Origin of the sequence: Puniceispirillum sp. (SeqCode) (genome assembly GCF_965657105.1) — a bacterium.
In the GTDB taxonomy this organism is placed as follows: domain Bacteria; phylum Pseudomonadota; class Alphaproteobacteria; order Puniceispirillales; family Puniceispirillaceae; genus Puniceispirillum.
Genome location: NZ_CBFHNB010000015.1, coordinates 1 through 11,967, shown reverse-complemented (window position 1 = coordinate 11,967; position 11,967 = coordinate 1). Strand labels below are relative to the sequence as shown.

The window sequence follows — 11,967 nt, the reverse complement described above, 5'->3', positions numbered from 1 at the left end:
GATATAAGGATAGGCTAGCGCGCAGACGCGCTCTCTGTCAGTCTTCTTTTGAAAAGGTCACCGCAAACATCGGTTGGCCATCAAACAAAAGCTCGCGTTCAGCACCACGCATCAATTCAAAGCGCTGGGTTGAAATAGGCCCCGCCATACGAAATCCCTGAGATGCCAATTTGCGCCGGTGAAATTCAAGCGCTGCCGCTTCAAAAGTTTCGGCGATGATGGTGATACGTTCATCGTCTGACATTATTTTACCCTATTCGATTAACAGTTTTTCGCAGTTATTCACAAATTCATATGCACAATGACCCGAATTTGGCGTGCTGGTCAAGATCACAAAAGATAGATCGTGATGATTGACCAGATGTTTCATGCTTATCGGTTTGTCTTGCGCCAGTCTTCAGGCATATCGAACGTGCCAGCCCATAGACCACGGCCAGCGTCGCGTGCTTGTGCCTGAACCGCGATATAATCCGTGGCATAACGTTCATAGGCGACAGCCATGCCTTCTTCGACCAGCGTTCTGCCAAGGTCTTTATCATTGGCAAAACATTGCATGACAAGCCGCCCATAGCGATCAGTGTCGCGGAGTCTGCATTGCAGATGCGCGGCGGTTTTTACCAATGTACGCAACCGGTCACGCGCGGTTTCACCGCACGGCCATTTTATACTCGAATCGTAATGGCATATCTGTTTGATCTCAGGGGCATCAATGCCAAATAAACGAATGCGTAACGCACCACTGCGCAAGGAGTCGCCATCGCTGACGCGCGTCACAGTTACCGTGCCACTAATGTCAAAGGGATCGTCGGTAGCCATGCTGGTATGGGTGACTGATAATCCGGCACCGCAGACCAGCAGTACATATACGCAAAAGCCGGATAACCTGTTTGTTATGGTAAATCTATTCATTACGATAAACTAATGTCATTTACCATTACGCGCCAATGATTTTGAGGCATATAATACTTTTAAACTATTTATACAGGGCTAGACCAACGCCCGTATCAAGCCCGATAAAGAGTAATATAGAAATCAGATGTGAACGCCGCTTCACTAGCGACTTTGTTGATATAGGCTTTATTAATATAGGTTCTAGTTAATATAAGGATTATCTTTCAAGGGGTCATCATCGGTAAATCCGTCATCATCAGTCGTCACCCATTCGGACTCCGGATTCAGGCTGGTGGCGACACCACTAGATGAGTCAGGCATGGCCACATACGGCCCCTGTGCGGCGGCAGGAACCGCTGAACGGCTTCGCATACGCACCAGAACGAATAGCGCCAGCAGGAATTGTGAGGCGGCAATTGCGGGCATAAAGCTGATGGTGCCCAGATATTCAATAAACATGGCGGCAATAGGCGCACCGATAACCGCACCAGCACCATTAATCATAATCAGACCAGACGCCATCGCCACCATCTGTCGCGGTGACAGATAGTCATTAGCATGCGCGATACAAAGCGAATAAAGCGGAAAATTCGTACCGCCAAAAATCAACATACATATCAATAACAAGGCCAGATTATTGGCATCGAGCCAGGTGGCAATCAACACACTCAGACCCGACACAATAGCCACGCCAAGAATAACAATCCGGCGGTCAAAACGATCCGATATCCGACCAACCGGATATTGCAAAATCAAAGTACCCAATGTGACCGCCGCCATGAAATAGCCAACTTCGGTGTTGGTCATGCCGATGCTGCGGCCATAGATGGGACCCATACCAAAGATCATAGCAGTGGCTGCACCAGTCAGTCCCATGCCAATCACTGCCAATGGCGAAATCTGATATAGACGCCGAAAGCCCAGCCGTTCGGGCGTGTCAAATTCGGGAGCCTTACCAACCGTAATCAAGATTGGTACAACCGCCATCGAGACCATGACCGACGCCAGCAAAAACAAACCATAGCCGCCATCTTCACCAAATGAAATCATCACCTGACCAAGGCTCATGCCGCCCATAGTGATGATCATATAGATCGATAATAGCTGACCGCGTGTTTCATTGGTCGCTTTGTCGTTAAGCCAGCTTTCGCAGACAATATACATGCCGGCAAAGCTGAAACCTGTAAGCAGGCGCATAACTGCCCATAAAACGGGATCAACGAAAGCGGCATGGATCAGAATCGCTGATGACGCAATGGCTGACATGGCACCAAAAACGCGCACATGACCTACATTAGCCAGAATCCGCGGCACCAGAATTGAGCCGATGAAGATGCCAACATAATAGCCGGCCATGACAAAACCAGTGGCGATATTGCTAAACGCCGCCTCGCTTGCTCGCGTTCCCAACAGCACGACCTGAAGCCCGTTACCTGCCATAATCAGAAGCAGGCCAAAAAACAAAGTCCATGACGCGGCGATAGATCGGAACATAGCAGATCTTTCACTTGGGTTGCGACGTTACCGTTTTAGATTTCACCTAAATTGGCGCACGTCAAATATAAAATGTTACGAAGAAAACCAATCCCGCGAGCGAGGTAGATTTAGCCTTTCTCTTACGTCCGTAAAACACCCTAAGTCTGTTCTGATTTCGGTGCTGATATGTCGATTAAGAGACAAAAATGCAAAAACAAAAAAAAGTTTTAACAAAATGCACCTGACAGCCATGTTTGGGTGCAAGCATAGGTTAAAGACGGGTCATGATCGCGCGCACCGATGCCCGCATCTCATCAAGCTTGATCGTCAGCTGATGGATATCAGGGGTATCTAACCAGCTAGATAGAAATTGCCCCAAAGCAGGGGGGAGGTCGTCATTAACCGTCTGGGCTGATTGTATCGACAGGCGTAGCGCATGTTGCGCATTACTCATCACCATATGCGCATCAGCCAGCATCTGGGCATCATTATTATCGATCAGACCTGAAGCTGCCAGACTGGCCAGAATATCAGCAGGCGCTTGTCCACTATCGGTAAAATGGTTGCCATAGATAAGCCGCAGACCTTGGATCAGCAAGTCAAGATCGCCAAGACCGCCGGCCTGTAAACGCAACTGCCATTTTGAGGCGTCTTTTCGACCAGCTTCCATGCGCTTTTGCATATTGGCAATACTGGACATGACAGCATCATGATCATGTGCCTGATTGATAGCATCGCAGATGATCTTCATGGCTGGGGCCGATAGCGCCTTGTCGCCAGCCACAAATCGTGCCTTGGTCAGCGCCAGCTTTTCCCAAAGCCATATATCGGTGTCGATATAATGTGATAAACGGTCAAGCGGGGTTGCGATAGCACCTGCCGAACCTTCAGGGCGAAGCCGGAAATCAACCTCATATAGCGCACCTTCGGCACTTTGCGTTGTCATCCAGCTTATAAAGGTCTGGGTCAGGCGAATGTAATAGCTGGCGGCGTCAAGGCTGCGGCTAGCATCGGATTTGGCCGCATCTGGCGCGTCATAGACGAATAATATATCCAGATCAGATGTGGCTGTCAGCTGGGCTATACCCAAGCGGCCAAGGGCAATAATGCCGCATAGTCCCGGGATTTTGCCATGCCGGCGTTCCATATCAGCCCGCGCAAGTTCCAGCACAATCTGGGTGGTTGCTTCGGCAATCGCGCTTAGCGACCGTTCCAGTGCGGATCGATCACTGCTCAGGCTGATGGCTTGCAATTCGGCACGAAAGCGCAATTCACGCGTATGTCGTTTGATGTTATCAAGTGCGTTTTCGACATCCATTCCGGTAATGATCGTACGCATGTGATCGGCAATGCTCTGGGCATCGGGCAGGGGATCAAAAAATTCTTTATATAACAGCAACTCAAACAGCATTGGATTGCGTTTCAAAATCTGGGTCAGGCGCGGCGATAACACAATAATGTCGCATAACAGCCGTGCCAGATGCCGGTTATAATCCAGTAGAGAAAAAATCTGCACACTGGCTGGTAACCCCTCAATGAAATAGGCAAGCGCAGCAAAGGCATTGTCAGGCTGGGTGCCTTTGGCTAGCTGGCGCAATAATTCGGGCATCAGACGCCCAAGTAGCATCCGCGATCGTTCACCGCGTGTTGCCGGAATGCGTCCAGCAATCCAGCCGGATAAAGCATCGGCGACATCGTTGGGACGTTCAAAACCAATTGAACCAAGCCAGTTGATCAACTGATCCTGATCTTCCAGAAAGATATCAATCGTTTTTGTGTCATTACCCTTAGTATCACCCTTGGGGTTATCATTGGGGTTATCATTGGGGTTGGATGCGTCATTCAGACCTGCACTCAGAATATCATCAAGCAGATCATGTGCGGTCATGTCATTGACCTCGGCTAGAATGGCCGTCAGCCCGTCGCAAAGGCTGTTTGTATCTTCATGTCCCATGAAGCGGGCAAAATTGTTCAGGCTTTCATCATCGCGCGGCAGGCTATGCGTTTGCTGATCGGCGATCATTTGCAGCCTGTGTTCAGCCCGACGAAGCAAGCTATATAAAGCCACCAAACGATCTGCCTGTGTCGCTGTGATCCACTCTTTTTTGGCTAGCATATGCAAAGCATCAGCAGTCCGATGTTGCCGGATTTCAGGCTCTCTACCACCAAAGACCAGCTGTAGGACATGGGTAAAAAACTCTATCGTACGAATGCCGCCATGACCTGTTTTCAGATTAAATCCTGTCCATGCGGCACTGTCTGCTGGCCGACGCAACATCGTGCGCATATCATCCATGACTGTATAATCCAGCGATCGCCGCCATATGAAAGGCTGAATTTCGCCTAGAAAATTCTGCCCTGCCACCATATCCCCAGCGATGGGGCGGGCACGGATAAAGGCGGCACGTTCCCATGTGCGCGCAATCGATTCATAATAACCAAGCGCCGCGGCGATCTGGATGCTGACGGCGGTTGCACCCGGATCGGGGCGCAAGCGTAAATCAACACGCCAGCCAATGCCATCGACAGTGGCGGCCGATAGTAATTTTACCAGCGCCCGGGTTTGGGCAACATAAAATGACTGGGCTTTGCTGGGATCTTTTAATGGATTTGCGTCTGGATCATGCAGGATAATCAGATCAATATCAGATGAATAATTAAGTTCTTCCGCCCCTAATTTGCCAACTGCAAAAATGATCCATCCACATCCTTCTAGATTGTCTTGCGGCGGCTTTGCCAGCCCGCGTTCAGCCGCCTGGCGCATTAGAAAATGCGCTGTTTCCCTGACAGCATATATGGCGGCATCGCTAAGCCATGTAAATTGCGCATCCATTGGCGTTTGTCCAACAATGTCACCCAGCGCGGCGGCGAATGAAACACGGCCACGAAACTGGCGGATAGACTGCATGGCCTGGGCGTCATCTTTGATGTTCCGCATGTCGTGCCGGAATCGATCATGTGCCATATCGATAATTCTCGCCGAATCCCCACGCAGAATAGTGCCAATATCATCGGCAAAGCGGCGTGCCAGTAACAGAAGATGTGGCGCATGGGTGAATATATGAGCTAGGTCAGACGCCGATAGGTTTTCTGCATCACCAGCATTACCAATATGAGCAAGATAGGGCGCAAATTCGGCAGCCACTGACGATATGAGTTCTGCCTTGTCTGGATTGGCAATCGGGATACCCCGACATATACGGTCAAAATGTCTAAGCGCGTCTGTCATAAAAGCATGATAAACGCAAAAACATTCAGACCCAATGGATTACCGCAACAATAAAAAAAAGAATTTATCGGCTTAAAATGGGACCACCGCGGGTGATCCGGCTTGTGGCCACATAGAGGCGATAGGTCAAAGCCACCGAGGCCACCATAAGCCCGATCAGCAAACAACCCCATATCGCAACCGGATCAAACTCAAACGCATATGCCCCAACAGCCCCAATACCGACGCCAATAAACCAGAAACAAGCAATCGCGATATAGGCAGGCACACGCGTATCATTAAGCCCGCGCAATGCCGATATGGTGATTGCCTGTGTGCCATCCCCCCATTGGAATAATGCGGTGATAATCATCATCGGAATGGCAAAGGTGGCAACCGCCGCCGTCATCGGGTCATCATCGGCCAGAAATAGATCAATCAGAAATTCCGACTGCGCGAACAGATAGATCATGATCAGGCTTGTCAGCCCCAGCCCGACCCAGACAGCAGACCAGCTTGCACGGCTGATATTATGGCGGTCATTGGCACCGGCAAAATGTCCAACACGGATTGTACTGGCCTGACCAATGGCTAGCGGCACCATAAAGGCAACCGCCGCAATTTGATTGGCAATGGCCGAGGCCGCTAGCGGCACCGGCCCGTAAAGCCCGATGATAAAGACAACCGCGATAAACATGCCGGTTTCGGCAACGATTGTGCATCCAATCGGAATGCCAATGACAAAGATACGGCGGGTGATCTCCCAATCCATGATCCATAGGCGTTGAAATGGCTTTGACGATTTATAGGGTTCGGTAATGCCGATATAGGTCAGCAATCCGATGCAGATCAGCACATATACAATGGTTGTCGAAAGCGCGATGCCGCCAAGCCCCATCGGGGGAATGGGGCCATAACCATACACGCAGATATGATTACCCAGAATATTTGCCAGCAAGCCGCCGATTGTGGCGATGACCTGTGGCATTGGTTTTTTATGCGAACTCACAAATTGCCGAAGCACAAAAAACAGAAACATGAAGGGCAGGCCGATTGCTGACCAGAATAGAAAATCTTTGGCATGAGCCGAGATCACCGGATCCTGTCCAAGCCAGACCAGAACAACATCGCCAACCATGACAAAGGGCATCGCAATTAAAGCCAGCATGACCGCTATGACCATGCCTTGACGAAAAGCGCGTCGCACAAGCCGTGGATCATTGCCGCCCAGCCCCTGTGCTACAATTGGCCCTGTCGCCAAAGTGATGCCCAGCCCCATGAAATAGAAAGGTTGGTAAAAGCGCGCTGCCAATGATCCAGAGGCCAGGTCATGGCTGCTGATCTGGCCCATAGCGATGACATCGGCGGTGGCAATGCCGATAGAGGCAAGCTGACCAATCACCAAAGGCAAAGACAGCGCGATGGTTTGCCAATAATGGGCGCGCCAGCTTAATTGCTTTGGAGATGAAGATGATGACATTCAGGAACCTTGGCTATATATATGCCTAATATATGCCGGATCGTGCAATGCCCGGCAATATGGCCAATCGGGATCGATTGCCATAAACCGAAATATAGCTGAAAATCATGACAAATAATATGTTAATGTTTTGTGGTGGGTTGGTCAGGTTATATTCTGACTCTAAATTGAGAAGATAGATAAATATGAAATCTGGAAGTGATAATTCCGGCAAAAAGGGGCCTTCTGGCCGAAGTTACCGCAATGCAACTGGCCTGACTCGCCAGCCTAAAAAAATGCGCGGCCGAAAAGTGTCATCACAAAGATGGCTGACACGCCAGCTTAACGATCCTTATGTTGCCGAAGCCAAGTCGCGCGGCTACCGGTCGCGTGCCGCGATCAAGCTGGAACAGATTGATGACCGCTATCAATTGCTCAAACCCGGCATGGCCATCATTGATCTTGGCTGTGCGCCCGGGGGCTGGCTTCAGGTGGCCTCGATCCGCACCAAATTGGGCATCAGCAAGGCCAAGCTTGTTGGTGTTGATCTGCTGGATACCGAACATATCGTCGATGCTGATATATTTGTTGGTGACATGACCGATGATGCGATGATGACGCAAATGCAACAGGCTGTTGGCGGGGCCGCTGATGGGGTGATGAGTGATATGGCTGCTGATACCACTGGCCATCGGCCCACTGACCATCTGCGCACTACGGCTTTGCTGGAAACGGCATTGGACTTTGCGCTGGACGTTCTGCGACAGGACGGTTTTTTTCTGGCCAAATGCTTCCGTGGCGGAGCCGAACGTTCGGTGCTTGATCTGATGCGGCAAAATTTCAAAACCGTGCGCCATGTCAAGCCCACCGCCAGCCGTTCAGAGTCGGTTGAAAGCTATGTGCTGGCGACAGGCTTTCATGGCAATGGCCAGAAACAAGTGCCTGAAAACGAAATAGATACACCAGCATATGAAGATGAACGTATTTAAATTAAACATGCAGAAAATCTTAATGAATTAAATTGTCTAAGGTCATTTTTTAAAATCCGCATATCCTGTTTTTGCTGTTTTTAGGGCTATCAATTCATGGTGTGTTTGGCTATAGTTCGTCGCCACCGGATAGACGGAAGGCACCTCATGAAAATTCGCGAAGCTCTCACTTTTGACGACGTTCTTTTACAACCAGCGCATTCGGCTGTGTTGCCTGCTGAGGTTGGGCTTGTTACCCGCCTGACCAAGCAAATCACCCTCAATATTCCGCTTATTTCGGCGGCAATGGATACAGTGACCGAACATCGCTTGGCGATTGCCATGGCCCAGGCAGGGGGTCTTGGTGTTGTGCATAAGAATTTCACCATCGAAGAACAGGCAGCTGAAATCGCCAAGGTCAAGAAGTTCGAAGCAGGCATGGTTGTCAATCCGCTGACAATAACGCCGGAGCAGACTTTAGGCGATGCGCTGGACATGATGCGCACGCATAATATCAGCGGTATTCCAGTTGTCGAAAAGCCTGGCAATGTGCCGCAAAAGCTGGTTGGCATCCTGACCAACCGTGATGTGCGCTTTGCCTCTGATCTTGAGCAGAAGGTGGCAGATTTAATGACGCGCGACGTTGTGACTGTGCGTGATGGGGCAGCGCCAGACGAGGCGCGCCGACTGCTGCATGAACATCGTATCGAAAAGCTTCTTGTTGTTAATGGTGACGGTGCCTGTATTGGTCTGATTACTGTCAAGGATATGGAAAAAGCGCAAAACCACCCGCTGGCCTCAAAGGATCAAAGCGGGCGTTTGCTGGTTGCCGGTGCCACTGGCGCGGGTGCTGATGGCATGGCGCGCGCCGAAGCGTTGATGGATGCGGGTGCAGATGTGATTATCGTTGATACGGCGCATGGTCATTCCCAGGGCGTTCTGGAAACCGTGGCCAAGGTGCGCAAGCTGGCTAACCATGTTCAGGTGATCGGCGGCAATGTTGCCACTGCAGATGGCGCCAAGGCATTAATGGATGCAGGTGCTGATGCGGTTAAGGTTGGCATTGGCCCAGGGTCGATATGCACAACGCGGATGGTCGCGGGTGTTGGTGTGCCGCAGCTGACAGCGATCATGGATGCAGCCGAGGCCTGTCATGCGAATGATGTGCCGGTGATTGCCGATGGCGGCATCAAATATTCGGGTGATCTGGCCAAAGCGATTGCGGCGGGCGGCGATGTGGCAATGATCGGCTCGCTTTTGGCAGGAACTGATGAAACCCCAGGTGAAGTCTACCTGCATCAGGGGCGGTCATATAAATCCTATCGCGGCATGGGATCAACTGGCGCAATGGCACGGGGCTCGGCTGATCGCTATTTTCAGGCCGAAATAACCCAGCCTTTGAAGCTTGTGCCAGAAGGTATCGAGGGGCAGGTGCCCTATAAAGGGGCGGTCGAAAATGTCCTGCATCAATTGTTGGGTGGATTACGCGCGGCGATGGGTTATACAGGCAATGCAAGTATTGCTGATTTACAAACGCATGCAAACTTTCTGCGGATTACCGGAGCCGGACTGGCAGAATCGCATGTCCATGATGTGACCATTACCCGTGAAGCGCCAAATTACCGGCCGGGTATGTAACGTATGTAACGTATGTAACGCATCAGACGTGGTTCACCATTTTTGACTTTGTCTCATTTTCGGCTTTGTTTATGTGACGTTTGCCTAATAGAAGGTTTAAGAGGATTACTATGACGCCAGCCGCGCGCATTGCCGCCGTTATTGAAATTTTACAGGATATGCCCGATGGTCAGCTTGCCGGACAGGGCTTGCGTGCGGGCATGCAGCGTCGGCGCTATGCTGGTTCGGGGGATCGTGCTGCCATTTCGGCATTATTCTGGCAGATACAGCGCGCCAGAGCGCGTATTGGCTGGCATCTGGATGCTATTGCCGCTGACATATCGCCGCGTAACCAGGTGATTGCGGCGCTAGTTATGATCGATCAACAGTATGAAAACCTGACACATCTTTTCACTGACGCGATAACGCATGCCCCGCCAGCCTTGAATGATAATGAGCTAGTCATGGCCACCAATTTGGCAAAGCGGACATTTGATGATGCTAAAATGCCAGTTCATGTGGCGCTTGAATGGCCAGAATTTCTGCTGGAAGATGCCCGCATAGCTATCAGCCGGGTCATTGACGATAAACAAAGCGTCGAGGCCGAGCTTGCCGCTTTGCTTGACGAAGCGCCAACCGATTTGCGGATCAATCCGATTAAGCTGGATGATCGCCGCTTGCTGCGTGACCGTTTGGCAGGGCGCGGCATCAAATGCTATGCGACCAGCCTGTCACCTTGGGGCGTCAGGCTGGCTAAACGTACGCGCACCGACGAATTGCAAGAATGGAAAAAAGGCCAGTTTGATATTCAGGATGAAGGCTCGCAAATTGCCGCTTTGCTGTGTGATGCAAGGCCGGGGATGCAGGTGGCCGATGTGTGCGCTGGTGCTGGCGGTAAATCGCTGGTCATGGCCGCGCGCATGCAGAATAAGGGGCGGGTTCTGGCCATTGATAGCAGTGCCGAACGGCTGGAACGAAGCGGCGAACGATTACGGCGTGCGGGCATCCATAATGTCGAACGTAAAGCGGTTGATGATAAATGGGGTACGCGAAAATGGCGTGCCAAATTTGATCGTGTGGTGATCGATGCGCCTTGTTCGGGATCTGGCACATGGCGACGGCAGGTTGATGCCAGATGGCGACTGACCCCCGATATTCTGGCGCGTTATCAGGCGGCGCAGCAAGGGTTGCTGGAAAAGGCGCGCGCGATGGTGTTGCCAGGGGGGCGTATTATTTATATCACCTGTTCCTTGCTGGCTAGCGAATGTGAAGCGCAGATCACCACCTTTCTTGCCGATGCGCCTGAGCTTGAAATGGCCGATATTGGCGATATCTGGGATGATACGATTGGGCGTTTGAAGGGGGGCACCTGTCCGCAGACTGCCACATTGAATGCCAGCGGCATGTTGCGACTTTTGCCGCGCCGCGATAATACAGACGGGTTCTTTATCGCAATCATTCAGGCGCGGCTAAGATGATTGGGGCCGCGATAATACAAACGGGTTCTTATCGCAATCATTCAGGCGCGGCTAAGATGATTGGGGGCCGCGATAATACAGACGGGTTCTTTATCGCGATTATTCAGGCGCGTTTACGGTGATCTAACGCACCAACTAGGCAGGCACTAAGCAAGATATAAAGGGCATAATATGACAGATACAATCCTGATTATCGATTTTGGATCGCAGGTAACACAGCTGATCGCACGAAGGCTTCGTGAGGCCGGCGTCTATACCGAAATTCTGCCATGCACGACGGATCCTGAAAATATCAAAAACGCCGCACCGAATGGCATCATTCTGTCAGGTGGGCCCAATTCGGTGGCTATGGCCGATACGCCGCGTGCCCCGCAGATTGTCTTTGATCTGCAGATACCCGTGCTGGGCATCTGTTATGGCCAGCAGACAATGTGCCAGCAGCTAGGTGGGCGTGTCGAACCTGGCACCAGCCGTGAATTTGGTCGTGCCGAGCTTGATGTGACCGAAGAGTGCGCCTTGTTTGACGGGTTCTGGGCGCAAGACACCGCGCATACGGTCTGGATGAGTCATGGCGATCATGTCGCCGCTTTGCCTGATGGGTTTCGCGTGGTGGGTAAATCTGATGGTGCGCCTTTTGCCGCGGTGGCTGATGAAAGCCGGCATTATTACGGCGTCCAGTTCCATCCCGAAGTGGTGCATACCAAGGATGGTGACAAATTACTTGGCCGCTTTGCGTTGGATATCTGTGGTTGTTCGGGAAGCTGGTCGATGGCGGCCTATCGTGCGCGTGCGATAGAAGCGATCCGCAAGCAGGTTGGTGACGGCAAGGTGATTTGCGGCCTGTCAGGCGGGGTTGATTCCTCAGTCACG

At 51.3% G+C, this 11,967-nt stretch carries 9 protein-coding genes; 4 read left to right on the top strand and 5 right to left on the bottom strand.

Going from position 1 to position 11,967, the window contains the following annotated elements:
* Positions 1 to 37: 37 nt before the first annotated feature.
* The 5 genes from ACTF7Q_RS03595 to ACTF7Q_RS03575 all read right to left on the bottom strand — a co-directional run bounded on the left by ACTF7Q_RS03595 (position 38) and on the right by ACTF7Q_RS03575 (position 7,055).
* Positions 38 to 244 (bottom strand): hypothetical protein, encoded by a 207-nt coding sequence (locus ACTF7Q_RS03595; RefSeq protein ID WP_013047346.1) that lies wholly within the window; start codon positions 242 to 244, stop codon positions 38 to 40.
* 128 nt (positions 245 to 372) lie between these two features.
* Positions 373 to 909 carry a thermonuclease family protein gene (locus ACTF7Q_RS03590; protein ID WP_438996483.1) on the bottom strand — a complete coding sequence of 179 codons (537 nt, stop codon included), beginning with the start codon at positions 907 to 909 and terminating at the stop codon, positions 373 to 375.
* A 183-nt stretch (positions 910 to 1,092) separates the two neighbouring features.
* Positions 1,093 to 2,385, bottom strand: coding sequence for an MFS transporter (locus ACTF7Q_RS03585; protein WP_438996482.1), 1,293 nt, complete (start codon positions 2,383 to 2,385; stop codon positions 1,093 to 1,095).
* Positions 2,386 to 2,638: 253 nt separating this feature from the next.
* On the bottom strand, positions 2,639 to 5,596 hold the full coding sequence (locus ACTF7Q_RS03580) for a bifunctional [glutamine synthetase] adenylyltransferase/[glutamine synthetase]-adenylyl-L-tyrosine phosphorylase (RefSeq protein ID WP_438996481.1): 2,958 nt from the start codon (positions 5,594 to 5,596) through the stop codon (positions 2,639 to 2,641).
* A gap of 64 nt (positions 5,597 to 5,660) precedes the next feature.
* Positions 5,661 to 7,055, bottom strand: a complete 1,395-nt coding sequence (locus ACTF7Q_RS03575) for an MATE family efflux transporter (protein ID WP_438996480.1) — start codon at positions 7,053 to 7,055, stop codon at positions 5,661 to 5,663.
* Between the two features lie 185 nt (positions 7,056 to 7,240).
* Here ACTF7Q_RS03575 and ACTF7Q_RS03570 point away from each other — a divergent pair, with 185 nt between their 5' ends.
* The 4 genes from ACTF7Q_RS03570 to guaA all read left to right on the top strand — a co-directional run.
* The gene (locus ACTF7Q_RS03570; RefSeq protein WP_438996479.1) at positions 7,241 to 8,023 is read left to right on the top strand and encodes an RlmE family RNA methyltransferase; all 783 of its coding nucleotides are present in this window, start codon (positions 7,241 to 7,243) and stop codon (positions 8,021 to 8,023) included.
* Positions 8,024 to 8,170: 147 nt separating this feature from the next.
* Entirely contained in the window at positions 8,171 to 9,640 is a 1,470-nt protein-coding gene (gene guaB / locus ACTF7Q_RS03565) for an IMP dehydrogenase (RefSeq protein WP_438996478.1), read from the top strand.
* Between the two features lie 110 nt (positions 9,641 to 9,750).
* Positions 9,751 to 11,097, top strand: coding sequence for an RsmB/NOP family class I SAM-dependent RNA methyltransferase (locus ACTF7Q_RS03560; RefSeq protein ID WP_438996477.1), 1,347 nt, complete (start codon positions 9,751 to 9,753; stop codon positions 11,095 to 11,097).
* 171 nt (positions 11,098 to 11,268) lie between these two features.
* A partial coding sequence (gene guaA / locus ACTF7Q_RS03555) for a glutamine-hydrolyzing GMP synthase (protein ID WP_438996476.1) occupies positions 11,269 to 11,967 on the top strand: 699 nt, incomplete at its 3' end.

Bases quoted from the DNA above. Each gene is read 5' to 3' on its own strand.
- ACTF7Q_RS03585 (WP_438996482.1), bottom strand. From the start codon at position 2,385: ATGTTCCGATCTATCGCCGCGTCATGGACTTTGTTTTTTGGCCTGCTT.
- ACTF7Q_RS03560 (WP_438996477.1), top strand. From the start codon at position 9,751: ATGACGCCAGCCGCGCGCATTGCCGCCGTTATTGAAATTTTACAGGAT.
- ACTF7Q_RS03575 (WP_438996480.1), bottom strand. From the start codon at position 7,055: ATGTCATCATCTTCATCTCCAAAGCAATTAAGCTGGCGCGCCCATTAT.
- ACTF7Q_RS03595 (WP_013047346.1), bottom strand. From the start codon at position 244: ATGTCAGACGATGAACGTATCACCATCATCGCCGAAACTTTTGAAGCG.
- ACTF7Q_RS03590 (WP_438996483.1), bottom strand. From the start codon at position 909: ATGAATAGATTTACCATAACAAACAGGTTATCCGGCTTTTGCGTATAT.
- ACTF7Q_RS03570 (WP_438996479.1), top strand. From the start codon at position 7,241: ATGAAATCTGGAAGTGATAATTCCGGCAAAAAGGGGCCTTCTGGCCGA.
- guaB (WP_438996478.1), top strand. From the start codon at position 8,171: ATGAAAATTCGCGAAGCTCTCACTTTTGACGACGTTCTTTTACAACCA.
- ACTF7Q_RS03580 (WP_438996481.1), bottom strand. From the start codon at position 5,596: ATGACAGACGCGCTTAGACATTTTGACCGTATATGTCGGGGTATCCCG.